Source organism: Lacticaseibacillus nasuensis JCM 17158, assembly GCF_001434705.1.
Classification (GTDB): Bacteria; Bacillota; Bacilli; order Lactobacillales; family Lactobacillaceae; genus Lacticaseibacillus; species Lacticaseibacillus nasuensis.
This window is the reverse complement of the sequence record NZ_AZDJ01000030.1, coordinates 111,424-138,103: the sequence shown is the minus strand read 5'-3', so window position 1 is coordinate 138,103 and position 26,680 is coordinate 111,424. Positions and strand designations below refer to the sequence as shown.

At 57.4% G+C, this 26,680-nt stretch carries 27 protein-coding genes and 1 pseudogene; 21 read left to right on the top strand and 7 right to left on the bottom strand.

All coding sequences use genetic code 11. The features are described from left to right. The first annotated feature begins 86 nt into the window (after positions 1-86). The 3 genes from FD02_RS08015 to FD02_RS08005 all read left to right on the top strand — a co-directional run bounded on the left by FD02_RS08015 (position 87) and on the right by FD02_RS08005 (position 1,901). On the top strand, positions 87-869 hold the full coding sequence (locus FD02_RS08015) for a tyrosine-protein phosphatase (RefSeq protein ID WP_056951600.1): 783 nt from the start codon (positions 87-89) through the stop codon (positions 867-869). A 63-nt stretch (positions 870-932) separates the two neighbouring features. Further along, entirely contained in the window at positions 933-1,295 is a 363-nt protein-coding gene (locus FD02_RS08010; protein ID WP_054722869.1) for a hypothetical protein, read from the top strand. Between the two features lie 33 nt (positions 1,296-1,328). After that, positions 1,329-1,901, top strand: coding sequence for a class I SAM-dependent methyltransferase (locus FD02_RS08005; protein ID WP_235806703.1), 573 nt, complete (start codon positions 1,329-1,331; stop codon positions 1,899-1,901). A 24-nt stretch (positions 1,902-1,925) separates the two neighbouring features. Here the strand turns inward: FD02_RS08005 and FD02_RS08000 are convergent, their stop codons facing one another. Next, entirely contained in the window at positions 1,926-2,549 is a 624-nt protein-coding gene (locus FD02_RS08000; protein WP_054722855.1) for a type 1 glutamine amidotransferase, read from the bottom strand. Continuing rightward, positions 2,536-3,303 (bottom strand): TIGR02452 family protein, encoded by a 768-nt coding sequence (locus FD02_RS07995; protein WP_056951596.1) that lies wholly within the window; start codon positions 3,301-3,303, stop codon positions 2,536-2,538. The genes FD02_RS08000 and FD02_RS07995 overlap by 14 nt, the downstream gene beginning before the upstream one ends. A 109-nt stretch (positions 3,304-3,412) precedes the next feature. Between FD02_RS07995 and FD02_RS07990 the strand changes: the two genes are divergently transcribed. Further along, positions 3,413-4,777: a hemolysin family protein gene (locus FD02_RS07990; protein WP_054722857.1), complete on the top strand. Its 1,365-nt coding sequence runs from the start codon at positions 3,413-3,415 to the stop codon at positions 4,775-4,777. Positions 4,778-4,931: 154 nt separating this feature from the next. After that, a pseudogene (locus tag FD02_RS11085) lies at positions 4,932-5,835 on the top strand (IS30 family transposase). A 91-nt stretch (positions 5,836-5,926) separates the two neighbouring features. Here the strand turns inward: FD02_RS11085 and FD02_RS07985 are convergent. Further along, the gene (locus FD02_RS07985) at positions 5,927-6,316 is read right to left on the bottom strand and encodes a helix-turn-helix domain-containing protein (RefSeq protein ID WP_054722859.1); all 390 of its coding nucleotides are present in this window, start codon (positions 6,314-6,316) and stop codon (positions 5,927-5,929) included. A gap of 300 nt (positions 6,317-6,616) precedes the next feature. On the opposite strand from FD02_RS07985, the gene FD02_RS07980 reads away from it, so the two are divergent. The 3 genes from FD02_RS07980 (at position 6,617) to FD02_RS07970 (ending at position 8,621) form a co-directional block, all read left to right on the top strand. Beyond that, positions 6,617-7,063 carry a universal stress protein gene (locus FD02_RS07980; protein ID WP_054722861.1) on the top strand — a complete coding sequence of 149 codons (447 nt, stop codon included), beginning with the start codon at positions 6,617-6,619 and terminating at the stop codon, positions 7,061-7,063. Between the two features lie 99 nt (positions 7,064-7,162). Then, a complete protein-coding gene (locus FD02_RS07975) occupies positions 7,163-7,711 on the top strand; it encodes a DNA-3-methyladenine glycosylase I (RefSeq protein ID WP_082603357.1) in 549 nt (182 codons plus the stop codon). A 10-nt stretch (positions 7,712-7,721) separates the two neighbouring features. Beyond that, complete coding sequence (locus tag FD02_RS07970) at positions 7,722-8,621, top strand: DMT family transporter (RefSeq protein ID WP_056951594.1); 900 nt, start codon at positions 7,722-7,724, stop codon at positions 8,619-8,621. Between the two features lie 99 nt (positions 8,622-8,720). Here FD02_RS07970 and FD02_RS11365 read toward each other — a convergent pair whose 3' ends face one another. Beyond that, positions 8,721-8,885 (bottom strand): hypothetical protein, encoded by a 165-nt coding sequence (locus FD02_RS11365; RefSeq protein WP_191980325.1) that lies wholly within the window; start codon positions 8,883-8,885, stop codon positions 8,721-8,723. 191 nt (positions 8,886-9,076) lie between these two features. Here FD02_RS11365 and FD02_RS07965 point away from each other — a divergent pair, with 191 nt between their 5' ends. Beyond that, on the top strand, positions 9,077-9,568 hold the full coding sequence (locus tag FD02_RS07965; protein WP_056951592.1) for a hypothetical protein: 492 nt from the start codon (positions 9,077-9,079) through the stop codon (positions 9,566-9,568). On the opposite strand, the gene FD02_RS07960 is transcribed toward FD02_RS07965, so the two are convergent. Both FD02_RS07960 and add read right to left on the bottom strand, forming a co-directional pair. Then, positions 9,565-9,822 (bottom strand): hypothetical protein, encoded by a 258-nt coding sequence (locus tag FD02_RS07960; RefSeq protein ID WP_054722863.1) that lies wholly within the window; start codon positions 9,820-9,822, stop codon positions 9,565-9,567. The genes FD02_RS07965 and FD02_RS07960 overlap by 4 nt on opposite strands. Before the next feature lie 102 nt (positions 9,823-9,924). Then, the gene (gene add / locus FD02_RS07955) at positions 9,925-10,944 is read right to left on the bottom strand and encodes an adenosine deaminase (RefSeq protein ID WP_056951590.1); all 1,020 of its coding nucleotides are present in this window, start codon (positions 10,942-10,944) and stop codon (positions 9,925-9,927) included. Positions 10,945-11,041: 97 nt separating this feature from the next. On the opposite strand from add, the gene FD02_RS07950 reads away from it, so the two are divergent. The 5 genes from FD02_RS07950 (at position 11,042) to cydC (ending at position 18,451) form a co-directional block, all read left to right on the top strand. After that, positions 11,042-12,349, top strand: coding sequence for a thymidine phosphorylase (locus FD02_RS07950; protein WP_056951588.1), 1,308 nt, complete (start codon positions 11,042-11,044; stop codon positions 12,347-12,349). A 171-nt stretch (positions 12,350-12,520) separates the two neighbouring features. Further along, entirely contained in the window at positions 12,521-13,951 is a 1,431-nt protein-coding gene (locus FD02_RS07945; RefSeq protein ID WP_056951586.1) for a cytochrome ubiquinol oxidase subunit I, read from the top strand. Beyond that, positions 13,948-14,949 (top strand): cytochrome d ubiquinol oxidase subunit II, encoded by a 1,002-nt coding sequence (gene cydB / locus FD02_RS07940; protein WP_054723545.1) that lies wholly within the window; start codon positions 13,948-13,950, stop codon positions 14,947-14,949. The genes FD02_RS07945 and cydB overlap by 4 nt, the downstream gene beginning before the upstream one ends. Positions 14,950-15,000: 51 nt before the next feature. Next, positions 15,001-16,740: a thiol reductant ABC exporter subunit CydD gene (gene cydD / locus FD02_RS07935; RefSeq protein ID WP_056951584.1), complete on the top strand. Its 1,740-nt coding sequence runs from the start codon at positions 15,001-15,003 to the stop codon at positions 16,738-16,740. Then, positions 16,724-18,451 carry a thiol reductant ABC exporter subunit CydC gene (gene cydC, locus FD02_RS07930; protein ID WP_056951583.1) on the top strand — a complete coding sequence of 576 codons (1,728 nt, stop codon included), beginning with the start codon at positions 16,724-16,726 and terminating at the stop codon, positions 18,449-18,451. Before cydD ends, cydC begins: the two co-directional genes overlap by 17 nt. A 46-nt stretch (positions 18,452-18,497) precedes the next feature. On the opposite strand, the gene FD02_RS07925 is transcribed toward cydC, so the two are convergent. Further along, positions 18,498-19,460 (bottom strand): polyprenyl synthetase family protein, encoded by a 963-nt coding sequence (locus FD02_RS07925; RefSeq protein WP_054721802.1) that lies wholly within the window; start codon positions 19,458-19,460, stop codon positions 18,498-18,500. Between the two features lie 78 nt (positions 19,461-19,538). Between FD02_RS07925 and FD02_RS07920 the strand changes: the two genes are divergently transcribed. The 7 genes from FD02_RS07920 (at position 19,539) to FD02_RS07890 (ending at position 26,634) form a co-directional block, all read left to right on the top strand. Next, on the top strand, positions 19,539-20,453 hold the full coding sequence (locus FD02_RS07920) for a 1,4-dihydroxy-2-naphthoate polyprenyltransferase (protein ID WP_056951581.1): 915 nt from the start codon (positions 19,539-19,541) through the stop codon (positions 20,451-20,453). Positions 20,454-20,479: 26 nt separating this feature from the next. After that, a complete protein-coding gene (locus FD02_RS07915) occupies positions 20,480-21,574 on the top strand; it encodes a metallophosphoesterase family protein (protein ID WP_056951579.1) in 1,095 nt (364 codons plus the stop codon). 678 nt (positions 21,575-22,252) lie between these two features. Next, on the top strand, positions 22,253-23,518 hold the full coding sequence (locus FD02_RS07910; RefSeq protein ID WP_056951577.1) for a carboxylate--amine ligase: 1,266 nt from the start codon (positions 22,253-22,255) through the stop codon (positions 23,516-23,518). A gap of 12 nt (positions 23,519-23,530) precedes the next feature. After that, on the top strand, positions 23,531-23,992 hold the full coding sequence (locus FD02_RS07905; protein ID WP_056951574.1) for a universal stress protein: 462 nt from the start codon (positions 23,531-23,533) through the stop codon (positions 23,990-23,992). A 42-nt stretch (positions 23,993-24,034) separates the two neighbouring features. Next, positions 24,035-24,763, top strand: a complete 729-nt coding sequence (gene sfsA, locus FD02_RS07900; RefSeq protein WP_054721806.1) for a DNA/RNA nuclease SfsA — start codon at positions 24,035-24,037, stop codon at positions 24,761-24,763. 27 nt (positions 24,764-24,790) lie between these two features. Next, positions 24,791-25,492: a class A sortase gene (locus tag FD02_RS07895; RefSeq protein WP_054721808.1), complete on the top strand. Its 702-nt coding sequence runs from the start codon at positions 24,791-24,793 to the stop codon at positions 25,490-25,492. A 122-nt stretch (positions 25,493-25,614) separates the two neighbouring features. After that, a complete protein-coding gene (locus tag FD02_RS07890; protein ID WP_056951572.1) occupies positions 25,615-26,634 on the top strand; it encodes an AI-2E family transporter in 1,020 nt (339 codons plus the stop codon). Positions 26,635-26,680 lie beyond the last annotated feature (46 nt).

Here is a 26,680-nt window from a genome sequence, read left to right as displayed (position 1 = left end):
CGCTTTTTGTGCGCTTGGCTGGTATCGCATTCACAATTCTGGGGATTTCCCGTATACTGGACTGCAGACGATAAGGAGGTGGGTCTGTGACCCCGCAATTACTCGACATTCACCACGGCTTTAATTTTCGTGACCTCGGCGGCTACCCAACCATGGCTGGCAAAACGGTGCGCTCACACCGCGTGCTGCGTTCCGGGCGCATGAACGACCTGTCCGAGCGCGACCAGGATTATTTGGCGCGCTATGGGCTGCGGCTTGATCTCGATTTTCGCTCGCAAGCCGAAACCGTCACCGCGCCAGACCGGCTGCCCGCTGGCGTGACCTATGATCACACCCCGGTGTTTGTGGACGATGAAACCAAGATCAGCGCCAACATCGTCGAGCTGCGCAAGCACTACTCGACCGATCCGCTCGCCGGGTTTAAGAATATGATCAACACGTATCACAACCTCGTGCAGGAACCCACCGCCCAGCAGGCGTACCGCCATTTCTTCGACCAGCTGTTGGCTAACGAAACCGGCGCCTTGTTGTTTCACTGCGCCGCCGGCAAGGATCGCACGGGCATGGGGGCGGTGTACCTGCTGACGGTGCTTGGGGTGGATCCGGTCACGATTCGCCAAGACTACCTGGCCTCGAATAACTACCTCACCGGCGAGATCTTACGGATGACCAACGAAGCCAAGGCCGCCGGCGGCACGCCGGAGCTCGTGGCGACGACGCGGTCGCTGTGCAGTGTGACCAACGAATACCTCGACGCGGCGATGTTGTTGATCAACCACGACTACGGGTCACTGCCGCATTATTTGGCCACGGTGATTGGGGTGACGCCGGCGCAACAACGCGACTTGCAGGCGTTATACCTCGAGTAAGATTCGTCACGCGTCGATAACGGCGGTATAATGGAGTTAAGCTCACAAGAGGAAGTGAAGAAGATGAAGCTCTACCAAGGATTGACCCAAGTGCAAGTCGACGATGAAATGGCCGACGATACGACGTTTACGATTACGACGGAGCTGAGCAAGCCACTGAACTTCAGCCCTTCCGATTTGTATCGGTACGTCGATAGCGTGTTGAAGCCTGGTTCGCGCCACGACCAGAATAACTTGAAATTCGTGACCGACCCGGCGTTTATCGGCGAGAATTACGATTACACCAGCACACCGCTGACGGCCAAACTCACCGATTTTGAACAGAAAATGAACTTTGCCCGGGCGGTGGTGGCGGACTTGAACCGGCACGTGTCGGTGAATATCGATACGGCGCACCACGAGTTCCAACTGTTGTTTGTTGACTAGAAAGGATGCCCCATGGACGAACCTTATCCCACAATGAAACCAGACACCGCCCACCCGTTGCCGACCAATACCGGCAACCGCCAGCCGCTGTGGCAAGCCATCGCAAAAAAAGCCCCGGAGCTGCGCGGCAAGCGGGTGCTTGCCTTGCGGGCCGGGGATGGGTGGTTTTGTCGCTACGCGGTGAATCATGGTGCCGTGGCGGTGCTCGGCGTCGATGCCGATGGTGAAGCCGTCAGTGCCGCCCGCGCCACGGCCAGCTCCGATCGCCTGCGCTACCGCATCATGCCGGATAATCAGCTGAAGCTGCTGACGGGGCCGTATGATGTGATTGCCGCTACCTTCGACACTAACGCCGACGATGTGGCCGGCATTGTGTCGCTCTTGGGCAAACGGTTGCGGCCAGGCGGCACGTTGTTAGCCACCTTGAGTTCGCCGGTGGTGCCGGCTAGCGCCGACACGCACCTGGCCTTCACGCAACTCATTCCCGCTGCGCTGACGCTGCAGGCCCTGGATCAAATCGCCGATCCGCGCTTGCCAAGCCAATCGGTGCACTTTTTCCTCAGTGCCACCGCGGGCGAACCGAGCAAACCCCGCCGTCGCCACTGACTTACCGTCAGCTGGCGGCTTTTTTTATAAAATCGTGGCCGTGAGGAGCTGATTCAATAGCGCGGCGGCTGCTTCGGTTTCGGCGGCACTTAACGCGGCCGTGCCTGGGCGCGTGGCGGCTAGTGCCGCCTGGTCGGCTCGGGACCACTCCAAGTGAAACTGGAGGCCAAGGGTGCGCTTGTGGTAGGTGAAGCCTTGGTTGGCTTGCGCGGCGTTGTGGAATAAAGGCGTGCTGCCGGGCAGGCTGGCCATGCCTTCGCCGTGCCACTGGAAGACTGGGATTGAGTTGCCGGCTTCATCTGCGACCAAGGTCCGCCCGTATTCACCGGCAGCCAGCGGGGTGACCGCGGCGCCCAGCGCGCGGACGATTTGTTGGGCGCCGAGGCAAATTCCCACCACTGGCCGGCCCAGTTTGATCAGGCTGCGAATGATGATGCGCTCCGCGGCCAGCCAGGCGTCATCATCATTGACGCTTTGCGGGCCGCCGAGAACGATGACGCCGTCTAAGTCGGCGGGGTTCAGGAGCTGAATTCGAGCGCCAAGGTCGGGGCGATGCAGGCGCAAGGTCACGTCATTGGCCTCGGCCCAGGCGGTGATGCTACCGGGGCCTTCTGAATCTGCGTGTTGAAATACGTCAAGGGTGAGCATGGTGTGCCTCCTGAAAACCAGCGGTGAGCCCTGCCTGAAATGGCGGCAAGGTTTCGCCACGAGGGTCATAAACAGCGAAGATAATTGTGGTAAAGGCGCCGGCAAACTCAGGCGCCGCGATTGCCTGGCCAAACAACCGGCCGACTGGTTGCGGTGGGTTTTTGAAGACCCCGGTGCCGAATGCCCCGAGTACGAGGTGGCGGCAGGCATGAGCCTTAAAGGCGCGCAATGTCTGGCTGATCTTGGCTTGAATGTCGGCGAGGGCCACGCTATCGGTGATGGTGCCGCGCGTGCGGTTCGGCGCTGCCACCGTGACAATGTCTAAGTACCGGTTCGCCAGGCGCTCTTGGTGTTCGTCGAAGAGCTGCCGCACATGAGCGGAATAGATCAAGCGGCGCGAGTACAGGCCGTGGTTGGGGTTGGCGCGATTCGGCTGGTAATAACTAGCCTCGAACTCGCGCAGTGCCGGGACCAGGTAGGTGCCCTTGGCAATGCTTTCTTCTTGGGCTTTGATCCCCGCTTCGACGCTGCCGCCTGGCACCACTGGGCTGGCAAAATTCATGACGCCTACGGGTAGCGGTAGGTGGCTCATGGCAGCGACGACATCGATGTTTTCGACCCGCCAGGCCGGGGGTTGCTGGCCGACTGGTGGCGTGGCCGGTAACGGGTGGTTCAGTAACTCGCTGACTGGCGGTTCGGGGTGGGCAGCATATGCCGCCATCGTTGCGGCGAAGAGTTGAGATTGCGTGAGCATGGTTGGACCTTTCGTGATTGCTGACCGGGTTGCGGGGTGAACTGTTATTCACCTGGTGATAATGATAAACTAGTTCATATCTCAATAGTTGTGAAATGGGGAATAAAATATGAATAGTGGCCAAGTCGCCGGCAATCTTTTGGTGATGGTCATCACGTTTTTGTTTGCTGCCTTCTTTGTGGCCAGCGAATTTGCGCTGGTGCAAAGCCGGCCGAGTGCGCTTGAGGAGCTCCTCAAGCAAAGCACCGGCAAGCAAGTGAAGTTGAAGCGCGCCTTGAAAATGGTGCATAACCTGAATGAATACCTGTCGACCACCCAGGTTGGCGTGTCCGTCGCGGGGATCGTCTTAGGCTGGATTGGGGAAGAAACGGTCGAGTTTCTGCTGGTCGATTTGCTCAAGCTGACCCACCTGCAACTAGCTGGCGGCGGTTTGCACATCGTCGGTGCCATTGCCGGGGTGATTTTGCTGACTTACCTGGAAGTGGTCCTCACCGAAATCGTCCCGAAGAATATCGCCATCGATTTTCCCGTGAAGGTGCTGATGTTCGTCGTCACGCCGCTACATTATTTCCACATCGTCTTCTTCCCGTTCGTGTGGTTGCTGAACCACTCGGCCACTGGTCTGGTGCGCCTGATGGGGATGAAGCCGGCCGATGAAGGCAACGAGGCCTTCACCCAAGCCGAGATCTTGAACCTCAGCAAGGCCGCCATTACCACCGGCGAAATGGACCAAAACGATGTCACCTACATGCAGCGCGCCTTTGACCTCAACGACAAGACGGCGCACGACATCATGGTCGACCGCACCAGCCTGGTGGTGGTCGATATCACTGCCACCGTTAAGGAAGTCATTCGCGATTACCTGCAAGAAGGTTACAGCCGCTTCCCGGTGGTGGCCGATGGGGACAAGGACAAGATTCTCGGCTACGTCTACATCTATGACTTGGTCCGCCAGTCTCGCATCGATGATTCCGTGCGGGTGTCCAAGCTGTTGCGCGCGATGATCACCGTGCCGGAAGTGACGCCGATTCATACAATTCTACAACGCATGATCCAAAAACAAACCCCAATCGTCACCGTCGTCGATGAATACGGCGGGACGAGTGGGATCGTCACCGATAAAGATATTTATGAGGAACTCTTCGGGACCGTCAAGGATGAAATCGACGACGTGTCCGACGAGTACATCATCAAAACCCATGACCCGAAAGTCTTCAAGGTCAGCGGCAAGACGACGCTGTATGATTTCGAGCGGTTCTTCCGCACCAAGTTGGCCGAGTTTCAGGAGTCCGATATTGTCACGATTGCCGGCTTCTTGATGGAAGACCACCCGGACCTACAAAAAGGTGACAGCGTCAGTTTGGAGCGGTACAAGTTTACCGTCACCGACTTTGAGCGGGGCTTTCCCACTTGGTTCGAGGTGACAGTCGGCGAAAAGCCGGCGGCGCCGACTGAAGCAGAGGCTGAGGCCTAGCCAATAGCGGCAAACATCTGGCGGTTGCACGCAACGTGTGACCGTTTTTGTGTTGGGCGGATTTACAATTCAAGTGCAACACTTTATGAATACGAAGAAACCCATGACGAGTACAATGTTTAACGACCAAGAAAAACATTAAGGCGTACTCGTCATGAGCCATCACGATCTTACCCTAGCTGAACGAGAAAGTATCTTAGTTTTGCACAGGTGAATACAAAGCCTGTGAAGCACAAGCCGATTATTAAGCTGCGAGGTTGCGTTCACACAAGCCTAGTATTCTTTCGAATGCACCGGCCTTGCGAACTAAAATGGTCAACTTAATCATTGAGCATCATTGGTCGCCAGAACAAATCGTTGCTCGTTTGAAAAGTGAGCATATTGCGAATATCAGCTTCAATACCATCTATCGAGATATTGAGCACAATAACTTAGGCTTGCCGTTTACATCTAAAGGAGATACGGGTATTAGGCGCTCCTCGCGACGCAAGGGACACAAGAAGTATCCCAAAGGGGTTCGTAAACATGCGACGCCACAAGTTCCTTATATTCCAACATCTGAGCGACCCAATTTCATTAATAATCGCTCACGAATTGGAGATTGGGCACTAGATACGGTTTTAGGTAAGGTCAATGAGGAAGTACTTGTAACCCTGGTAGAACGCAAAACCAGGTATTCATTGATTGCGGAAGCTAAGCACAAAGACGCGGAGTCAATCAATACTACCGTATTAATACTCCTACGTTCGATGCCAAAAGTATTTGTGCATTCCATTACACCAGATCACGGAGTCGAATTTCTTTATTTTGAGGAAGTCGCAGATGAGTTGGCGATCACAGTTTATTGGCCAAAACCGTATTCACCACACGAACGCGACACCAACGAGAATACAAATGGACTAATTCGAGATTATTTTCCGCGAAATATATTGATACGAGGCCATTCCGATGAAGAAGTCCACAAGTGTCAAGTTGATCTAAATCGACGTCCTAGAAGGGTTTTAGACTATCAAACCCCGTCCGAGGTGTTCTTTGATAAAGTGTTGCACTTAGTTTGACAGTCCGCCAAACATGAAAAGGCCGATGACAGTATCTGTCATCGGCCCTTTCATGTGTAATCAAGTTAGTTGAAATCAGTGAGCGTTGAGGTTAATTGCTTTGCTTGCTGCGCAGGAATAACCCGGCGGTAAAGGCGGCAATCAACTGCTTGCGATCATCTGGCAAGGCATGACCGTCATAGGTGAGGACGGTGTCTGAGCTGAAGAGGTCTTCGGCCCGAATCAGCGTCTTGCCGGCCATACTGAGCTGCTCAGTGGGGGTCGCGTACTTCGTGGGATACGCGAGGGCCAACAAGCTGGTTGGCGCCATGTCATAATAATCGGCGAGCTTGCGAATGCTGCGTTCACTCGGGACGGTTTGGTCGTTTTCCCACTTCGTAAAGCTGGCTGGGGAGGTATGGGTCGCCTTGGCGACGGCCACGATTGATTCGCCACGCCCCTTGCGAATGTGGCGCAGGGCACTACCAACTGTTTCTGTCATTAATATTCACCACGTTTCTCTGGATTCTCACTATTGTATGAGTTTACAACTAGACTTATGTCTAACTAATAATCTAGCGTTTTAATGCGATAATTGCAACATGATTCAACAAATATATTAGAACTTAATATCTTTTTAGGCGGGGACACCCGTTCAAAATTAATGAACAAATTCTAGACGTTTACGAATATTAATCATAAGAGATGTGTCGAGCCTTTGACCAAGACCAATCGGGTTCAGACTTGTTTTCACCGGTGGAATGGCTTACGCTTAAGGTACTTAGAAAAGGATGTGATCAACATGGATCAAGAGTATAACCAACTCCTTGTGCCAGTGGATGGTTCGGATGAAGCAGAGCTTGCGTTTCAAAAGGCGGTCAAGGTGGCCGGGGCCAACCACGCGCACCTCGACATCCTGAATGTGCTGGATACCAAACAATTTATTGGTGGCTACGGTGGCATGATTTCTGGTGATGCTGTGTACCAATTGACCCAAGACGCTGAGGAATATTTGAATGGCTTGGCGGACCGGGCGAAGGCAGCCGGCTTGACCGACGTGGACATTCACGTGCGGTTCGGTAACCCAAAGACGGTCATCGCCACCGATTTTCCGCATGATCACCACACCGACTTGATTATGATTGGCGCGACGGGCTTGAACGCCATGGAGCGCATGCTGGTGGGGTCAGTGACCGAATACGTCAACCGCACGGCACCTTGCGACGTGTTGATCGTCAAGACGAAGTAACCACTCGTGAGAATTGTTTGGACACGATGCCGATCGTGTCCATTTTTTTGGGCTCCCGACCGCACTTGGCGTAATCTAGTGAGGAAAGAAGGGATAGTCATGACTGAATGGTGGCAAAGCGATCCGTTGTTACAGGCGTATCATGATCACGAGTGGGGCCGACCGCAGCACGCCGACCAGCAGTTGTTCGAGCTGTTAAGTCTGGAAACCTTGCAGGCGGGGCTGAGCTGGGTGACGGTGTTGAAAAAACGCGCGGCGTTTCGCGCGCAGTTTGCCGATTTTGCCATCGACGTGGTGGCGGCAATGCCGGACCCGGCCCTCGAAGCGGCGATGCAAAATCCCGCCATCATCCGCAACCGCCGCAAGTTATGGGCGATTCGCAATAACGCCCAGGCGGTGCAGCGCGTCCAAGCGGCAATCGGCTCGTTTGATGCGTACATCTGGGGGTTCACGGGCGGCCGGCAAATCGTAACCCGGCCGCGCACCAGCGCCGAGATTCCCGCGCAAAGCGACTTGTCGCAGCGCGTGGCCAAGGACATGAAGACACGCGGGTTTCAATTTGTCGGCCCGACGACGATTTATAGTTTCTTGCAAGGCGCAGGCATCATCGACGATCACTTAGCCGGCTGGCAACAGCCGGAGGCATAACGGAGGCAACATGCAAGGCAAGCGCATGGCAGGCATCGCAATGGCGATCCTAGGATCATTATTATGGGGGATTTCGGGTCCGGCGAGTGATTACCTCTTCGGCCTCGGGGTGACGGTGTCGTGGCTAATTAGCTCGAAGATGCTGATTGCCGGGGTCGTCACGCTGGCCATTGCGCTGGTGACGCAACGGCGCGCGGTGCTGGCGCCTTGGCGGCAGGCCCACAGCGCGGGGCAGATGATTGCCTTCATCTTATTTGGCATGATTGCCATGCAGTACATCTACTTCAAGGCCGTGGCGGTGGCCGGCGCGCCGACTGCGACCATCTTGCAATACTTGTCGCCGGTGCTGGTCTTGGTGTGGCTTGCCTTCCGCGCTCGGGAATTGCCGCGTCGGCTCGACGTGGTCATCATCGCCTTGGCCATGGTGGGGACGGCAATGGTGGTCACCAAGGGGCATTTTACCCAGCTGGCGATTACCCCTCAGGCCTTGCTGTGGGGCATTCTCGCCGCTGTGGCCGCGGCCGTGTACACGCTGTTGCCGGCCAGCCTGCTGGCGGTGTACTCGCCGCTAGTCGTGACCGGCTGGGCGCAGTTATTAGGCGGCTTGGTGATGACGGTGGTGCACCCGTTTTGGGTGGGCGTCCCGCACCTCCCCGCGTCAGGCTGGGCGGCATATGCTTTTGTCGTGATTTTCGGCACAATCGTCGCGTACCTGGTGTATCTCGCCAGTTTGCAGTACATCTCGCCGACCGCGGCGAGCCTGCTGGATGCCTTCGAGCCGCTGGGGGCAACCGTGACCTCGGTGGTGTTCTTGGGCTTTGCCGTCAGCGGGGCCGAGCTGGCCGGTGGGGCGCTGATCATCGCCTGCGTGGGCTTAATGGCGCTAGCCGGCCCGCAGGCACCGGAGTAACAAAGGGGAGTGCGAGATTCGTCGCACTCCCTGCTTGATTTTTAAATGTTCCAGTCAGGTGCCGGTTCGCTTGCTCAGCGCCTGATTCCACGGCGCTGACTACGCCGAACGGTTCAACGTCAACAAATTCGGTAAGCGGTATTGCTCCTGATTGGGCCGCAAGACAAGAATATAGCCGTTTTTTACGCGCAACTTGTACGTGACTTGCGGTTGTAATGTTGTGACCCGGCCAAAAGCGTCAACCATTGGTAGTGTCTGTGCCATATTCTCCCTCCTTTTCATCATGAGCAGCGGGGAAAGTAAGCTCTTACTTTTTCCCTACTCTTATTATAAGGCGGGTTCGGTTACGGTGACGTTACAGTTGAGTGTCCACTGTGTTAAAGCCACCAGCGGCACGGCCAGGGGAAAAATGATACAATAGCCAGGTACTGCGACAATTGTTGACGGAGGATATCATGGATCAATTTGAAATCAGTGAACTGGCCGACTGGCTTGAAGCGAATCACGATGCATTGTTAGCCAAAACGACCCTGCTCCCAGAAGCCAAGGTCGCCGCTGCGGTTGATTACCTCAAGGTGTTGGCGCACCCGGCGGCAGATTATCTGAACATGTTACAAGGCAACTACTTCCGCGAAGAATCGGACCACAAGTTGAACCTGTTGGATGACAAGGCACCGGTGGCCAAGCTGGAAGACCGCATCATGGTCAACCACGTGGACGGCTCGATTACCGAAGACAAGCTGAACTTCACGTATAATCACGAGCCTGTGTTTGACGGGGAGTACGCTGCGGCCGTCGACTTGAACATCGTCAAGTATGGCCTGGAAGTCATTGGCGCCGTGGCCACCACCGGGCACCTGCAAACGGTGACGGCGGCGTTGTCGCCGGACGCCGTGCTGACGTTACTGGTGGCGGCGCACACCTTTGCGCAATGGCAAAAGGCTTAACCTAGCCGTAACTGCGGCGCTGGCGTTTGCACGGCCAGCCAGTCGCTGTCGAGCAGCTGGTGCAGGCGTTTGGACACCGGTACCCATAATTTCGCTTTCAAAATCGCACTGACGGACGCCCAAAAGGCGGGGTCAGTGCGTTGTTTTTCGTTGGTTTCAATGGTCAACGGCGCGCCGGTTTCGGTGCGGGCCGTGATGTTGGGGTAAGCAATCATTTCCAGTTGCGCGGTGAAGACGGCTTGATCGTTCATCATAGGGGTCATCCTTTCTGAATGATTCAAGCATAATCGGCGCCGGTGATGAGACCGTGCGGAATGTGTGATGATTTTGTGCCATTTAGACGAGTGGCCAGCCGGTTACACGTATGGCGCGTACTCCGTGGCCAGTCGCTGCACCAGCGCGGCTTGGTCGGCCTGGCTGATGAAGGCGGCGCGCGCGGCATCTTGATTGAAGGTTAAGAAGTCGGCCGCGGTGACGCCAAACGCGCGGACGAATTCGCCGTACTCGTGGGTCAAATCGACGTTAGAAACGGTGCGGTTGTCCGTGTTGATGGTCAGCTTGGCCCCGGCTGCGCGTAACTGCGCGTAGGGGTACTCGCTGAGGTCTGCGGCGGCGCGGGTTTGCAGGTTGCTGGTGAGGCACAGCTCAGCCGTGGCGCCAGCGGTGACGAATTGCTGGATTAAGTCGGGGTGGTTTTGGATCGCGGTGGCGTGGCCAATCCGGGTGACGCCGGCCGCCAAGGTTTCGGCGATGTTTTGCGCGCAGTGGCACTCCCCGGCGTGCAACGTCAGCGGCACGTGCCGTGACTGCGCGTAAGCAATGGTGGCCGTGAACGTACTCGGCGGGAAGTCGGCTTCGTTGCCGGCAAAGTCGCCGCCAACCACCCCGCGACCAAGCAATGGCACCGCGGCGGCGAAGACCTGCTGGTTCATGGCGCCGGCGCTTTGCCGCATGGCGCACACCAAGACGTTGGCGGTCAGGTCAAAATCGGCTTGCGCCTGGGCCAAGCCGTCCACGACGGCTTCAATCGCCTGCGTTGCCGTCAACCCCCGGTCCATGGAGAATTCCGGGGCAAACCGAAGCTCGATGTAGCGCACGTTTTCCGCGGCGGCTTGAGCGGCGACGTCGTGGGCCGCCATGGCTAACGCATCATGGTCTTGCAACAACGGGCGAATGAAGTCGAAGGGGCGCAGGTAATCCATCAGGTTCGTGGCGGTTGCCGGGGCCTGCACGAGCTTGGCCAAATCGGCGTCGGCGGCCGGCAGGGGCTGGCCAATGCGCGCGGCGAGCCGGCGAATCATGGGCAGTGACAGCGAGCCATCGAGGTGGCAGTGCAGTTCGACTTTGGCGAGGTGGTGCAGCAACGTAGCGTTCACAATTGGCCTCCTGAGGTGAGTTTGATTCGTAGTATAGCACGCTGCGCGAAGCCGCCGTGTTAAAATGAGATTAATCTTGAGAAAGTAGGCGACGACGATGCGCATGGTGGATCTGCTGACGAAAAAACGGGACAACCAGGAACTGACGCCAGCCGAGCTCGACTGGCTGATTCAGGCCTATGTGGCAGGCGACGTCCCCGATTACCAAATGAGCGCGTGGCTGATGGCGACTTATTTCACCGGCATGACCGCCGCGGAGCAATCCGCCTTGGCCATGGCGATGCTGCATTCCGGCGACGTGTTGGACCTCAGCGACATTCCCGGCATCAAGGTCGATAAGCACTCGACCGGCGGGGTGGGGGATAAGGTCAGCTTGCCCCTAGCGCCGCTGGTGGCTAGCCTGGGTGTGCCGGTGCCGATGATTTCCGGCCGCGGGCTCGGCCACACCGGCGGCACCTTGGACAAACTCGAAAGTATCCCAGGGTTTCGCGTCGACCTTAGCGAGGCCGAGTTCCGTGCCCAGGTGAAGGAGATTCACCAGGCCATTGTCAGCGCTAGTGGCGACTTGGCGCCGGCGGACCGTAAGTTATACGCCTTGCGCGACGTCACCGGTACCGTCGAGTCGATTCCCTTGATTGCCAGCTCCATCATGAGTAAAAAACTGGCTAGCGGCACCAACGCCTTGGTGTTTGACGTCAAGGTGGGCAATGGGGCCTTTATGCAGACGCAGGCGCAAGCCAGCAAGTTGGCCCAGGCGTTACTGGCAATCAGCCAGGCGGCCGGGGTGCGGGCCGTGGCCTTGTTGACCGGTATGGATCAGCCGCTGGGCATTACCATCGGCAACAGCCTCGAGGTCGCCGAAGCTATTGCCATTTTGCACAACCGCGGGCCGCAAGACGTGCGCCAGCTGACCATTGCCGAAGCCGCGCACATGCTGGTGTTAGGCGGCAAAACCAATTCGTTGGAAGTGGCCACCGGCATGGCGGAAGACGCCTTGCGCGATGGCCGCGCTTGGCGCGCCTTTAAGCAACTGGTCGCCGCTCAAGGGGGCGACGTGCGGGTGCTGGACGCGCCACAAACCTTACCCAAAGCCGCATACCAGATTCCGGTGCGCGCCAAGTCGGCCGGCGTGGTCACGGCCATCGATACCCGCGCGCTGGGTGTCGCCGTGATGCAACTCGGCGGCGGGCGCGCCAAGCAAGGCGATGCCCTTGATCACGCGGTGGGCCTGGTGATGCACAAGAAGCTTGGCACCCCGGTGGCGGTGGGGGACACCTTAGCCACGTTGCACGCGAATCAACCCGATCCGGCGGCACAGGTGGCGCAGGTAGCAGCCGCGTTCACCATCGGTGCCACGGCCCCAACGCCGCAACCGCTGATTCGACAGGTGTTACGGCAAGATTAATAGTGAGGCGAAGGGGTGACCCTTCGCCTTTTTTGCGCGTGACTTACCGGCGACGGGGTGCGTAACCAGCCCAATCGTTGAGAAAATCTATCAGTTTATAATGTTTCTATTCTAGATGGGGCTCAGTTGCGCTATAATGAAAGCGTATCAATGGATGAGGAGGGAAAAGCTATGGCTTTACTGCAAGGGTTTGACGTCTTGTCACTCGCGCGGTTCCAATTCGCCATGACCACCGTGTTCCATTTCTTCTTCGTGCCGTTTTCTATCGGCATGGCGCTGGTCACCGCAATTATGGAAACTTGTTACGTGCGGACGCACAAAGACGTGTACAAACGGATGACGAAGTTCTGGGGAAAAATCTTCCTGCTGAGCTTCGCCGTCGGGGTCGTCACCGGTATTATTCAGGAATTCCAATTTGGGATGAACTGGTCTAATTATTCTCGCTTCATGGGTGACATTTTCGGCGCGCCGCTGGCCGTCGAAGCCTTACTGGCATTTTTCATGGAGTCCACGTTCATCGGCCTGTGGATGTTTACCTGGAATCGCTTCAAGCCGGCGCTGCACGCGGCCATGATTTGGCTGGTGTGGCTTGGCACGACGCTGTCGGCGATTTGGATCTTAAGCGCCAATTCCTTCATGCAGCACCCGACTGGTTTCGCCATTAACCAGGCGACTGGCCGCGTGAAGTTGGTCGACTTCGCCCAGGTCATCACCAACCCGCAACTTTGGGTCGAGTTTCCGCATGTCGTTTTCGGCGCCTTTACCACCGCCGGGTTCGCCGTGGCGGGGATGGCGGCGTGGCAGCTGTGGAAGCACCGCGAGCCGGAGTTCTTTAAGAAGTCGCTGCGCATCGGCTTATTAGTCGGCACGATTTCTGTCGTCGGGGCGATTTTCGTCGGCGACTTGCAGACGCGCTACATCATCAATGAACAACCGATGAAGTTTGCTGCGACTGAAGGGATTTACAAGGACACCAAGGACCCGGCGCCATGGACGTTGGTCGAATTGATCAACACCAAGGACCACACCGTGTCCGGCAACATCGAGATTCCGTACTTGCTGAGTATCATGTCCTTCCACCAAACCCACGGGGCGGTCAAAGGCATGGATACCGTCAACAAGGAGATGGAAGCCAAGTACGGCAAAGACAAGAACTATTACGTGCCGGTGAAGACCTTGTTCTGGTCGTTCCGGATCATGTCCGGCGGCGGGGTCTTCTTAGCCTTGCTGGGAATTCTCGGCTTGTGGTTCTCCCGGGCCAAGCACGATACGATTGAAAACAAACGTTGGTTGTTGTGGCTGTTGGGGCTGTGCCTATGGCTGCCATTCATCCTCAACACTGCCGGCTGGTTCGTCACCGAACTGGGCCGCTACCCATGGGTCGTTTACGGCTTGTACACTATCGCCGATGCCGTGTCGCCAACCACGACGGCGGGGCAGTTGCTGTTTACCAACATCGCTTACTTCTTGATCTTCACGCTGCTGGGTGGCGTCATGGTTTACTACTCACACCGGGTGCTCAAGAAGGGACCAGTCGACTTAGACCAAAGCAATTACGGCCTGGCCGGCGATCCGTTTGCGAAGGAGGCGTTTAAGTCATGAGTTTCCTGCAAATTCTTTGGTTCTTACTGTTAGCCGTGTTGTTCATCGGCTTCTTCTTCCTGGAAGGCTTCGACTTCGGCGTCGGCATGGCCACGCGCCTGCTCGCTCATAACGAGGACGAACGCGACCAGCTGGTGGCCACGATTGGCCCGCACTGGGATGCCAATGAAGTCTGGTTGATCACCGCCGGCGGGGCGATGTTCGCCTCTTACCCACTGTGGTATGCCAGCCTGTTTTCCGGGTTCTACATCATGTTCTTCATCGTGTTGATGGGCCTGATTCTGCGCGGCGTGTCGTTTGAGTTTGCGGCGCATGCCGAGACGCCAGGCGGCCGCAGCATTTGGCGCTGGGCCCTGTTTATCGGCAGCGTCTTGCCGCCATTCGTGCTGGGGATGATTTTTACCGCAATCATTCAGCCGCTGCCAATCGATAAAAACATGGATATCTACGCGACGCTAGGCGACCAAATCAACCTGCTGACGATTGTGGGTGGGGTGGCCGTGACCTTGATGTGCTTCATGCACGGGCTGAACTTCATTCGGCTCAAGACGGTGGGCCCGCTGCGCGAACGGGCGCGGCAATGGAATGCCATTTTGTCCTGGGTGTTGTATGCTGGTGAAGTAGTCTTTGCCATCTTGGTCTTCGTCTACACCGACTTCTTCAAGGAACGCCCGGTGTCAACGACGCTGATTATCGCACTGATTGTTTGCGCCGCCGTGATCAACCAGGTAGGCACGTTGAAGAACAACGAGCTGATGTCGTTTATCGGCAGCGGGCTCGGGTTGACCTTAGTGGTGGCCTTGATCTTCAATGGCTTGTTCCCGCGGGTATTGATTGCCGACAATCCGGCGCATTCGCTGCTGATCAAGACGGCCTCGGCCAGCCCGCTGACCTTGACTATCATGACCGTGGTCGCCTGCATTCTGTTGCCGATTGCGTTGGCCTACTTCATCTGGTCCTACACGGTATTCCACAAGCGGATTCCGGCCAAGGCTTAGGAATCTGCAAGTTTCCGCCTCTAATTCGAGGCAATTGAGGAGAGAGTTCGTATGATCGATAAACGCTTAATGCGTTTACCCGGAATGAACCGCGTCTTGACAATGCTTGCCGGGCTGGCGCTCGTGCAAGCATTTGTTATTTTGTTCCAGGGTAAATTTCTGGCCCAAGCCATCGTCCACGCCTGGGCGCGCAAACCGATGGCCGGGTTGTGGCCATTCATCTGGGCCTTCGCGGCGGCTTTCGCGTTGCGCCAAGCGATTACTTGGCTGCGCAACGCCATGGCTGAGCACGCCGCGCGACGCACTGCCGGCGACATGCAGCAACAATTGTTGCAGCATCTATTTGCGTTAGGGCCGGCGACCGTCGCCGATGAAGGCACCGGCAACCTCGTCACCATGGCGCTGGACGGCATTCCTGAGACGCAAAACTATATCGAGCTGATCCTCAACAAGATTTTGAACATGGCCATCATTCCCTGGGTGTTGCTGATCTACATTGCCATGCAGCACTGGTTGGCCGGCTTGATGTTGCTGCTGATGTTCCCGGTCATCATCTTGTTCATGATCATCTTGGGGTACGCGGCACGCGATCAGTCCGAGCAGCAATACGCCGGCTTCCAGCTGATGAGCAACCACTTCATCGACTCGTTGCGCGGCTTGAAAACCCTGCAGTTAATGGGCGTGTCCAAGCAATACGCCGATAACGTCTATGCCGTCTCGGAGAACTACCGCAAGCAAACCATGAGCGTCTTGCGCATCGCGATGTTGTCGAGTTTTGCCATGGACTTCTTTGCGACGTTGTCGATTGCCGTCGTCGCCGTGTTCTTGGGCATCGACTTGCTCAACGGCAAGGTGCCGCTGTACCCGGCGATGGTCAGTTTGATCTTGGCGCCGGAATACTTCATGCCCATTCGTGAATTCGGCAGCGACTACCACGCTACCTTGAACGGGAAAAATGCGTTAAGCGCGATTTTGGCCGTGTTGGCCAAGCCGGTGGCGCAGCCGAGTCAAACCGGGTTGACGGTGGGGCCGTGGACGGCGGAGAGTACGCTGAGCGTTAACCAGTTGGACTTTCGCTACGGCGACCGCCAAGCCATCAGTGACGTGAGCTTGACGCTGCATGGTCCGCAGAAAGTGGCGATCATTGGCGCCAGCGGGTCCGGTAAGTCGACGTTGTTAAACCTGCTGGGGGGCTTTCTGCAGCCTGAGGCCGGCACGCCGTTTACGCTTAATGGGACGGCGTTGCCGCACCTGGCGGAGCCGGCGTGGCAGGCGCACCTAAGTTACATTCCGCAGACGCCGTACATCTTTGCGGCCAGCATTGATGCCAACGTGCGTTTCTATCAGCCGACAGCATCGGCGGCAGCCGTTACGCGCGCCGTGGCCGCGGCGGGCTTAGCCGATTGGGTGGCGGAGCTGCCGGACGGCTTGGCCACGCGCATTGGTGAAGGCGGGCGCGGCATCAGTGGCGGCCAGGCCCAGCGGATTGCGCTGGCCCGGACGCTATTGGATGAAAAGCGCGACGTTTGGTTATTCGACGAGCCGACTGCCCACCTGGACATCGAAACCGAGGCGGCGTTGAAGGAAACGCTGGTACCGCTGTTTGCCAACCGGCTGGTGTTGTTTGCCACCCACCGGCTGCATTGGCTCAACGAAATGGACTGGGTGATCGTCGTGCAAGCCGGGCGCATCGTGGCGCAAGGCACGCCAACCGACCTGGCGGCCAATTCGGCGGCCTACCAGGAACTGGTTCACAAAATGCGAGGTGAATTCGATGAAGTGGCGGAATGAACAATGGTTACGTCCCGACCTCAAGCGCTATAAGGGCCTGCTGTTTTGGTCACTGGTGTTGGGGATGTTGACGTTCATCTGCGCCGGCGCGTTGATGTTCACCTCAGGGTATCTGATCGACTTTTCGGCCACGCAGCCGCTGTTTGCCGCGATTTATGTGCCGGTGGTGCTGACGCGGGCCTTCGGGATCGGCCGGCCGGTGTTCCAATACCTGGAACGCCTGACCAGCCACAACTGGGTGCTGCGCATCACGAGTCACATGCGGCGCAAGCTGTACCGGGTGCTTGAAAGCGACGCCGCGTTTGTCTCGGAACATCACCAAACCGGCGACGTGCTGGGCATGTTGGCCGACGATATTGGCCACATTCAAAACCTGTACCTGCGCACCATTTTTCCTACGGTGGTGGCCGGGGGCTTGACCCTCATTGCCACGTTACTGTTGGGGTGGTTCGACTGGGGCTTTGCCTTGTGGCTATGCGTGTTGTTGCTGGCGCAAATCGTGTTGGTGCCGGCCTGGAGCCTGGTGGTCGACAAGCGGCGCAAGTTGCAGCAAAAGCAACTTAACCAAACCGCCTATGTCGACCTCACCGACAGCGTCTTGGGGTTAAGCGACTGGGTGATCACCCACCGCGAAGCCGACTTTGTGGCGCAGGCCACTGCCGCGCCGCACGCGCTAAGCCAGTCGCTGCACGCCTCTGCCCGGTTTGAATGGGTGCGAAACTTCGTCGCCCAGCTCCTGTTCGGCTTGATTCCCGTCAGCCTGATGGTGTGGGTGGGGCAGTACTGGACGCAAACGGCCGGCATGGCCAATTGGGTTGGCGCCTTCGTCCTGGTGATTTTCCCGTTAGACATGGCGTTTTCCGGGGTGGCGCAAGGCATCGGCGAGTGGCCGACGTACAAAGGCGCCGTCATGCGCTTGAATCAGCTGCAACCAACGACGCGGACGCTGCCCAAGCAGCTGCCGACGCCGCAGGAGTTTCAGACGTTGACGCTGGATCACGTGAGCTTTGCCTATTCGGCGAGCGCGCCGGAATTGATTCACGACACCAGCCTGACGCTACACCGCGGCGACAAGGTGGCGCTGTTGGGGCCCAGCGGCATGGGCAAAACCACGTTGCTGCAGCTGGTGCTGGGTGACTTGACGCCAACCACCGGTCAGGTCCTGGTGGATGACACGCCGGTGCTGGCGTATCAGGAGCAGCGCAACAATCTCTTCGCCGTGCTGGACCAAAGCCCATTTCTATTCAACACGTCGGTGAAAAACAATGTGCGGCTGGGGAACGAAGCGGCCAGCGACGCCGCGGTGGCCAAGGCCATTGACGCCGTGCAGCTGACCGATTTAATTGCCCAGCTGCCGCAAGGGCTCGACACGCCGGTGGCCGAAGCTGGCTTCGATTTTTCCGGCGGCGAGCGCCAACGCCTGGCGCTGGCCCGGGTGCTGTTGCAAGATGCGCCCATCGTGCTGCTCGATGAACCAACCGTTGGCCTCGATCCCATTACCGAAGCCGCGCTAATCAATACGATGTTCACCGTGCTGGCGGATAAAACCGTGCTGTGGGTCACGCATCACCTGCAAGGCGTGCACCGCACCGACCGCGTCTTGTTCCTCGAAGCCGGCCGGTTGACGATGGATGGCGCGCCGCAGGAATTGGCTAAAACCGACGCCCGCTATCGGCGGCTCTATGCGCTGGATGCCGGGATGAAGGGTTAGATACAACCAAAAAAATCCCGCTCGAGTGAGCGGGATTTTGCGTCAATTATTGGTGGCGATTCAAAAGCGCGTGCGTCAGGTGCACCAAGTCGGCGCGCTCCGGGCTGGCCGGAAACGCCTGCAACGCCGCTTCGGCCTTTTGGGTGTAGCGCGTGGCCAGCTGTAAGGCCTGCGGGACGCCTAGTGCGCGAATCTCGCGGGCGGCCGTGGCTTTGGCCGCGGGGTCATGTTGCGCCGCGGCGAAGGTGGTGGCCAATGCCGGCTTGGCCTGCAACGCATACAGCACCGGCAGGGTGTAGATGCCATTTTCGAGGTCCTCGAGGCGCGGCTTGGCCAGGCGGTGATCGCCGGTGAAGTCCAACAAGTCGTCTTGGAGCTGAAAGGCCATGCCCAACAGGCGACCATAGCGGTAGCTGGCGACCAGCTCGGCTTCGGTGCCATCAGCCAGCCGCATGCCTTGATATGTGGCCAAGGCGAAGAGCGCCGCGGTTTTGCCGGCGATTTGCCGCAGGTATTGGTGAATCGTTAACGCCGCGCCGCGCGGGGCTGAGTTTTGGTCGAGCTCGCCGAGAAAAATCCGGCGCATGGCGCGGGCGTTGACGCCGACGTCGGCGACATCCGGCGCGGCATCGGCCAAGAGGTCGAAGTACACCGAAAAGAGAAAGTCGCCGGCATAGATGGCGCTGCGGTTGCCGGCACTCGGGTGCACCGTCGCTTGGCCCCGCCGCGTGGCCGCGCCGTCGAGCACGTCGTCGTGCACCAAGGTCGCCAAATGCAGCGCCTCGATGGCCGCCGCGGCGTGGATCAACTGGCGATTGTCAACGTGATGCAAACGCGCTAGCATGAACATAAGGCCGCTGCGCAGCATCTTACCACCGGCGGTGACTTGCGCCTGCACCAAGGCGTTGATTTGCGGATCACGCAACTGGGTGCGCGCCTGCAACAAGGCCTGGGTGGCCTCGAGCTGGCGGTGCACGTCTGGATAGCGTTGCCATAACGGATGAATCATGCCGATGCCCTCACTTTCCCACTCAACCAACCTTACTTGAATGAAAAACGCGTGTCAACGCGCAGGAGATGAACTTTCGTGAAGCCCTCAGTGTTTTTTGAACTCGTCGAAATCAAAGCCAAAACCGCATCCGTGTTTCCTTTTCTCATGGGGACCTTGTATGCGTGGTATCATTGGCATCAGCTGCACTGGCTGGAGCTGGTGGTGTTTTTTGTGGCGATGCTGCTGTTCAACATGGCCGTCGACGCCAACGATAACTACCAAGACTACCGGCGCGCCACGCGCACCACGGCGCTGCAGTTTCGCGAGCAAACCAACATCATCGGGCGCGAGCACCTGAACCCCAGCCTGATTGGGTGGCTCATCGTGGGGATGATGACGGTCAGTGGCGCCTTGGGGCTGTGGATGGTCAGTCGCACCGGCTGGCCGTTGCTGGTGATGGGGCTGTTCAGCTTTGCTGTCGGGTATTGTTACGCCGGTGGGCCGCGGCCGATTTCCACGACGCCGGTGGGAGAGTTCTTCTCGGGCTTCACGATGGGCTTTGTGATTTGGCTGATTGCCGTTTACGTCAACGTCTTTGACGTCGCCGCCTTCGACTGGGCGCTAGTGGGCCGCGTGTTTGTCGCCAGCGGCCTGGCTCAAGGCGCCATCGCGGCGTTACTCTTGGCCAACAACATCGCCGATGAGGCAGAAGACAAGCAACTCAAGCGGCGCACAATTGTTTACTACCTGGGCCGCCAGCGGTCGTTGCGCTTCTTCGCCGCGCTGTACACCGTTGGCTTCCTCGCGTTGATTGTGGCGGCGGTGGTGGGCTGGTTGCCGCGCCTGAGCCTGTTGACGCTGGTGACGGTGCCGCTGGTGTGGCGCAACGTGCGCGGCTTTGCGGCTAAGCCGGTGAAGCGGCTGACGTTTAAACTCGCCATTCAGAATCTGTTCGTCACGACCTTGGCGCAAGTGGTATTCATGGCGCTCGGCGTCGCACTTCATGTTTGATCCCGTGGTGGGAGAAGGGAAAAACGATGACACGACATTCGCGTAACATCACGATTCGGCGGTTTGCCAAGCAGGATTTGGGCCGCTTTGCCGCTTGGGTGCGGCCGCAAATCGTCGCCGCCGACTTGAACCTGGCGGTGATCACCGACACCCACGACCGTACGCAATGGTCCCGGACCTTTTACGGGCCAAACGGGTTGTGGCACACTCAAGAGCAGCACTGGCTGGCCGGCGAGTTGCCCATCGATTGGCGCGTCCACCTCGGCGATTTAGTCGACGGCTCGGAGCCCAATTTCTTGACGATGTGGCGGCTGCGCAACCTGGTCAACGACTATGTGGCGGACAGCGTGCCGTTTGTCATCGCCAAGGGGAACCACGACGACAACGACAAGTTTGCCGAGCGCAACGCGCGCTTTTCCGGCAGTTTTCACCCTTGGGTGTTTAACGACCTCGTGTATCAGCCCGTGGCGGCGCAGCCGGCCGGGCCGCACATCACGCGCCACGGCTTGCAGTGGTTCGACACGCCAACTGTGCGGGTCATCACGCTCAACACTAGCGACGTGCCGGTGCGCTGGCAGCATGGCCGCAAGAATTACGACGTGAAAAAAACGCTGGCCGTCACCGCCGGTCAGCTGCAAGAACTGGCCGATATTTTGGCGACGGCGGCGACGCGCGAGGTCTTGATCATGGCGCACGCCCCGGCGATGGTGCATCAAAATCGCAGCGGGTTGCGCTTTAATGGCCAGCAGCTCCACGAGTTGCTGCGGGCGTTTAATGCCCACACCGCCGGGACGTTGACTGCGGCAGGCGGTACGGATTTTGGTGGCTTGGTGCAGTTTGATTTTACTGCGGCGCAAGGCGGCATTATCGCGTATTTGGCCGGCCACTGGCACGAAGAGGTCAACTACCGCGTCAACGGCATCTTGTACGCCATGCTGAATTGCTCGGCGCTCATGGGCCGGTACCACGCGCTGACCAGTAATTACAACCGGCGGCAGGACCGCCTGTTGAACACGCCGAGCGAATACGCGGGTTACATCGTTAGCATTGACGCGCAGCGGCGGCGGTTGCACCTGTTTGGTTACGGCGCCGCCAGTCGGCATCGGCAGTTCGAATATTAAGAAATGTTTAAGGCTGGCGCGGGGAGTCGATTGAGGCGAGAAATCGCCTTTTTTTGTATGCGTAGCACCGCAATAGAATAACAAATGCGGTTTAAATTTTGTTATTTAGTAAGCGCTTGCAAAACTGGGGAGGCCATGCTATACTTTAATCAAAGTTAAGGAAGCGCTACTCGGTGAGAACAAAGCAACACGCACCACGATTCAAGATCAACCCGCTCGAAAGTGCATGTGAGTTCAACACATTTGGTACCCGCAGAAACGACTAGAGACCGGTGACAGCAGTATCAATACTGTGCCACCACAGCATCACAGAGTAAGCAACCTAGATGAACAACTGGAGGTATGAGTCTAATAACAAGACTTCAGCATCCAAACGGGACAATGAGTTTCGAATAGATGTTTATCGGGTGAGATTACCACCACACAACGCCAAGTTATCTGGCAACATCAATGTAACCAACACTCGTTGAACCCGTACAAGTGAATAAAGTAGTAGAGGTGTCGCAGTATTACCAACAAACAATTAGTAGTAAACGCAACACCGAGTGCTACCTTAACTTAGGGATTCGCCGCGGAACATAACCGGCGGGTCCTGTTTTTTTGCGGCCGCAGTGGCTGTGGTATAATGGCTCCAGTGCTTTGCCCGGCTTGCGGGCAATGGTAGAGGAGAGTTAATTGATGACAGCAATACCTGACTTTAAACCAATCGTTTTGGGGAGCGATATCAACGCGTACGGCATGGCCCGCTCGTTTCATGAGCTGACTGGTGGCGTCGTTGATCTATACGCCCGGGCTCCGCTGGCACCGACCCGGTTTTCGAAAATTGTCAACGTACATTTGATTCCTGATTTTGATTCCGACCCGGCATTTATCAACGGCATGAACCAGGTGGCCGAGGCCAACCGCGATTATCCCGGCAAGTTGTTGATCATCGCCTGCGGGGACACCTACGCCGAGCTGGTGTCCAAGCACAAGCCGGAGTTATCCGCGCATTTCATCTGTCCCTATGTCGATTACGACTTGTTGCGGCGCTTGAACAACAAGGAAAGCTTCTATCAGGTCTGCGACGAGTATGACTTGCCGTACCCGGCGACCAAGATTGTCACCAAGGCGATGTATGAAAGTGGCGTGGCGATTTCTGCGCCGTTTGAATTTCCAATTGCCTTGAAGCCGACGAACTCCGTCGAGTGGCTGAACATTCACTTCGAAGGTCGCAAGAAGGCCTTCACGATTCACTCGCAGGTGGAACTCAACGACGTCATCGGCAAGATTTACGATAATGGCTACACCAGCGACATTATCTTGCAGGACTTCATTCCCGGCGACGACAGCAACATGCGCGTGCTCAACGCCTATGTTGACCAGCATCACCACGTCAAGATGATGTGCCTGGGTCACCCCTTACTGGAAGACCCGACGCCGGCGGCCATCGGCAACTATGTGGCGATTTTGCCAGAGTATAACGCCGGGTTGTACCAACGCATGCAAAAGTTCCTGGAGGACATCAAGTTCACCGGGTTTGCCAACTTCGACATGAAATACGACCGGCGCGACGATACCTTCAAGCTGTTTGAAATCAACATTCGCCAGGGCCGCAGCAGCTTCTTCGTCACCTTGAACGGCTACAACCTGGCGCAGTGGCCGATGCGCGACTACATCGTCGGCGACTTGGCCGACGCTGAGCCGGTGTATGGCAACAAAGACGACAGCCAGCACAAGTTGTGGCTCGGCGTCCCGAAGCGTGTGTTCAAGCAATACGCCCGCGAAAACGCCGAGAAGCAAACGGCTTTGGAGCTGATTCGCCAGCACCGTACCGGCACCACCGTGTTTTACGACCAGGACATGAACCTCAAGCGCTGGGCGCTGATGCAATACGCGTTCTTCGGCTACATTGGGCGCTACAAGCAGTACTTCGCAGAGAACAAAGGCGACACCGAAAACTAGGAGGCAGCCATCATGGTGACAGAAAACGACTTTGAAGTTGAATCCATGCATTACAACCGCCTGTTGTTGGCGGTCGATGACGATGACGACGAATCATCCCAAAAAGCGTTTAACTACGCGACGACCTTGGCCAAGGTGTACGGCATCCCGCTGGGCATCGTGTCCGTGTTGGAAACCGGGGACCTCAACATCTATCAATCCTTATCGCCGGATCTATTGAGCACGCGTCGCGCCCAGATGTCCGAGCACCTCAACACCTATGTCGACAAGGCGGAGGCGTTTGGCGCCACCGACGTCCAGCCGTTGATCGGCGAAGGTAAGCCGGCGCGGGTGATTCTCGAAGATATCGCGCCAGAGTTTCGGCCGGATCTCATCATCATTGGCTCCCACACGAAACACGGGCGCAATCGGCTGGGCCACGTCGCCGCGGAAATTGTCCGCGAGGCGGAGTGCTCGGTGATTGTCGTCAGGTAGGCAGCAAAGGGCGGGAACGCCCTTTTTCTTTTGGAGGCAGACATGGATTATGGTCAGTGCGAAATCGGTTCGGTCGTGGCGCGCGTCAGTCGCTTCACGGTGACCGTGTTGCGGCAAGACGGCACCGCGGTCGCCGCTCACCTCAGCAACACCGGGCGGAACAAGGAGTTGTTGGTGGCGGGCAACCCCATTAGTATTCGTCGGGCGGCCAACCCCGAGCGGAAGACGCCTTTCGATGTGCTAGCGGTGCAACGCGACGGCCGCTGGATCAATATCGATAGTCTGGCGCCGAACCGCGTCGTGCGGGCGGCGCTTCAAGACGGCAGCCTGCAGTTGCCGGGCTGCCGCGAACCGTATGTCGTGCATCCGGAAACGACCTATGGCGATTCGCGGCTGGATTTTGCCGGCAGCGACGCCGGGGGCACCAAGTGGTTTGCCGAAACCAAAGGCGTGACCTTGGCCAACGGGACGCTGGCGGCGTTTCCTGACGCGCCGACCACCCGCGGGCTCAAGCATGTGCACACGCTGACGCTCGCGCAGCAGGCGGGCTATCAGGCCTATCTGTTATTTATCGTGCAACTGCCAGGCATCACCCGCATGACCATTTATCATGAGCGCTTTCCGGAATTGGCTCCGGCGATCACCCAGGCCAAAGCGGCCGGGGTGCGGGTGTTGGCGCTAGGCTGTGCCACCGGTCCCGACTTTATCGACTTAGCGGCGCCATTGGGGTTTGATGAGACCCTGCCGTTCACCGAGGTAGACGTGGTATAATCGACAAAACAGGTATGGAGGTAAGACATGGCGAAGCAAAAGGGCACCAAGTCACCGCATCGCGGGCGCGTCTGGGCCTGGCGGATTTTTCTCACGCTGGGGTTATTAATTGGCCTAGCGCTGGTGTTCAACGAGCCCATCAAGCTGTGGGTTGTCGATTTATTAGGTAATCGCGCCAGCCAACACCTCGATGCGGACACCATTAAGCAAAACGAAAAGGTCAAGGGTAGCTTCGACTTCGATGCCGTCAACGCCTTGGACCTGACCACCGTGGGCAAGGCCGCCGGGGCTAACCTGAAGCCCATCGGCATGATTGCCGTGCCCAGCGTCAAGATGAAGCTGCCGATTTTCAAGGGCTTGGCCAACAGCAATCTGTCTGCCGGCGCCGGGACGATGAAGCCGGATCAGAAAATGGGTGAAGGCAACTACGCGCTGGCCGGGCACTACATGACCAACAAGGGGATTCTCTTTTCCCCGCTGAAAGGCGTCACGCGCGGCGATAACGTCTACATCACCGACTTGACCAAGGTGTACACATACAAGGTCACCAGTAAGGCCGTGATTTACGAAAGTCACGTCGAGGTCATCGACGACGTGCCAGGCAAAAAGCTGATTACGCTGATCACCTGCGCGTCGGCTACCGAGGGCGAAACCAATCGCATCTTCATCCGCGGTGCGCTGACTAGCGCCAAGCCGATTACGGCGCAAACGGAGAAGCTGTTCAAGTAACCGGATTGGGCAACAGGCAAACGAAACAGGGCGCGATTTAAAATCGCGCCCTTTTCTTGGGCAACGGGCCGCAACCGTTGTCATGTGTTAAAATAACTCCGAAGTCCGCGGAGGAGGAAACCATGTCTCGTTACGAAAAATTTGTCGCCAATGTGCCCATTCGCCGCTGGTGCGTGTTGGCCAGCGTGGTGCTGGTGTTATGGCTGGCGCGCAGCATCATGAGCTCAATTCTGTTGACCTTCATCTTTGCGTTTTTGGTGACGCGGGTCATCAAACTGGTGCGTCGGCATTTTCACGTCCCGGCTGTCGCGGTGGTTGCGCCGCTGTATTTGTTAGTGTTGTTGGGCATGTTCTACGTGGTCGTCCATTACGTGCCGGCCATCGTCAAGGGCACCACCAACCTGTTCAACTCGGTATTGCGGTTCTATAACAGCCAGGAATTCGCGCACAACCAAATCATGCAGTGGGCGCTCACCCAGTTCAACCAGATGAACCTCAAGGAGCAGATTCAAAGCGGCGTGTCGACCATCCTCGCCTATGCGGGGAGCATCGGGGCCATGGGCGTCACGCTGGTCATTTCGCTGATTCTCAGCTTCTTCTTCTCGCTGGAAATCGATTCGCTGAAAACCTTCGGCCAAAGCTTCCTTGATTCGCCGTTTGGCTGGTACTTCGCCGACCTCAAATACTTCGCCGATAAATTCATCAATACTTTTGGGGTGGTCATCGAGGCGCAGATCTTCATCGCCTTAGTCAACACGGCCATCACGACCATTACCTTGATCATCTTGAAGATGCCGAACCTGCCGTCACTGGCGGTTATGGTGTTCATCCTGTCGCTCATTCCGGTGGCTGGCGCCATCATTTCCGTGGTGCCGTTGACCCTGATCGGGTATACCGTCGGCGGCTGGCAAAACGTGGCGGTGTTGATCATCATGATTATCGTCATTCATATTCTTGAGGCGTATGTCCTGAACCCCAAGTTTATGAGCAGCCGCACCCAGCTGCCCGTGTTCTTCACCTTTGTGGTGTTGATGCTGAGCGAGGAGCTGTTTGGGATTTGGGGGCTGATCGTCGGGATCCCGATTTTTACGTTCCTGTTGGATGTGCTGGGTGTGAAAAAGATTGCCAAGCCGAAGGACTAATGCACGACGGCACCGCTTCCGGTGCCGTTTTTGTTTGGCCAGCATT

Coding starts and splice junctions, on each gene's coding strand:
- FD02_RS07895 (WP_054721808.1), top strand. CDS start 24,791: ATGGCGAAGCAAAAGGGCACCAAGTCACCGCATCGCGGGCGCGTCTGG.
- FD02_RS08010 (WP_054722869.1), top strand. CDS start 933: ATGAAGCTCTACCAAGGATTGACCCAAGTGCAAGTCGACGATGAAATG.
- FD02_RS08000 (WP_054722855.1), bottom strand. CDS start 2,549: ATGCTCACCCTTGACGTATTTCAACACGCAGATTCAGAAGGCCCCGGT.
- FD02_RS07990 (WP_054722857.1), top strand. CDS start 3,413: ATGAATAGTGGCCAAGTCGCCGGCAATCTTTTGGTGATGGTCATCACG.
- cydB (WP_054723545.1), top strand. CDS start 13,948: ATGAGTTTCCTGCAAATTCTTTGGTTCTTACTGTTAGCCGTGTTGTTC.
- FD02_RS07910 (WP_056951577.1), top strand. CDS start 22,253: ATGACAGCAATACCTGACTTTAAACCAATCGTTTTGGGGAGCGATATC.
- FD02_RS07905 (WP_056951574.1), top strand. CDS start 23,531: ATGGTGACAGAAAACGACTTTGAAGTTGAATCCATGCATTACAACCGC.
- FD02_RS07975 (WP_082603357.1), top strand. CDS start 7,163: ATGACTGAATGGTGGCAAAGCGATCCGTTGTTACAGGCGTATCATGAT.
- FD02_RS07925 (WP_054721802.1), bottom strand. CDS start 19,460: ATGATTCATCCGTTATGGCAACGCTATCCAGACGTGCACCGCCAGCTC.
- FD02_RS07915 (WP_056951579.1), top strand. CDS start 20,480: ATGACACGACATTCGCGTAACATCACGATTCGGCGGTTTGCCAAGCAG.
- cydD (WP_056951584.1), top strand. CDS start 15,001: ATGATCGATAAACGCTTAATGCGTTTACCCGGAATGAACCGCGTCTTG.
- FD02_RS07950 (WP_056951588.1), top strand. CDS start 11,042: ATGCGCATGGTGGATCTGCTGACGAAAAAACGGGACAACCAGGAACTG.
- FD02_RS07985 (WP_054722859.1), bottom strand. CDS start 6,316: ATGACAGAAACAGTTGGTAGTGCCCTGCGCCACATTCGCAAGGGGCGT.
- FD02_RS07965 (WP_056951592.1), top strand. CDS start 9,077: ATGGATCAATTTGAAATCAGTGAACTGGCCGACTGGCTTGAAGCGAAT.
- FD02_RS07995 (WP_056951596.1), bottom strand. CDS start 3,303: ATGCTCACGCAATCTCAACTCTTCGCCGCAACGATGGCGGCATATGCT.
- FD02_RS07970 (WP_056951594.1), top strand. CDS start 7,722: ATGCAAGGCAAGCGCATGGCAGGCATCGCAATGGCGATCCTAGGATCA.
- FD02_RS08005 (WP_235806703.1), top strand. CDS start 1,329: ATGAAACCAGACACCGCCCACCCGTTGCCGACCAATACCGGCAACCGC.
- FD02_RS07890 (WP_056951572.1), top strand. CDS start 25,615: ATGTCTCGTTACGAAAAATTTGTCGCCAATGTGCCCATTCGCCGCTGG.
- sfsA (WP_054721806.1), top strand. CDS start 24,035: ATGGATTATGGTCAGTGCGAAATCGGTTCGGTCGTGGCGCGCGTCAGT.
- FD02_RS11365 (WP_191980325.1), bottom strand. CDS start 8,885: ATGGCACAGACACTACCAATGGTTGACGCTTTTGGCCGGGTCACAACA.
- FD02_RS07945 (WP_056951586.1), top strand. CDS start 12,521: ATGGCTTTACTGCAAGGGTTTGACGTCTTGTCACTCGCGCGGTTCCAA.
- cydC (WP_056951583.1), top strand. CDS start 16,724: ATGAAGTGGCGGAATGAACAATGGTTACGTCCCGACCTCAAGCGCTAT.
- FD02_RS07980 (WP_054722861.1), top strand. CDS start 6,617: ATGGATCAAGAGTATAACCAACTCCTTGTGCCAGTGGATGGTTCGGAT.
- FD02_RS07960 (WP_054722863.1), bottom strand. CDS start 9,822: ATGATGAACGATCAAGCCGTCTTCACCGCGCAACTGGAAATGATTGCT.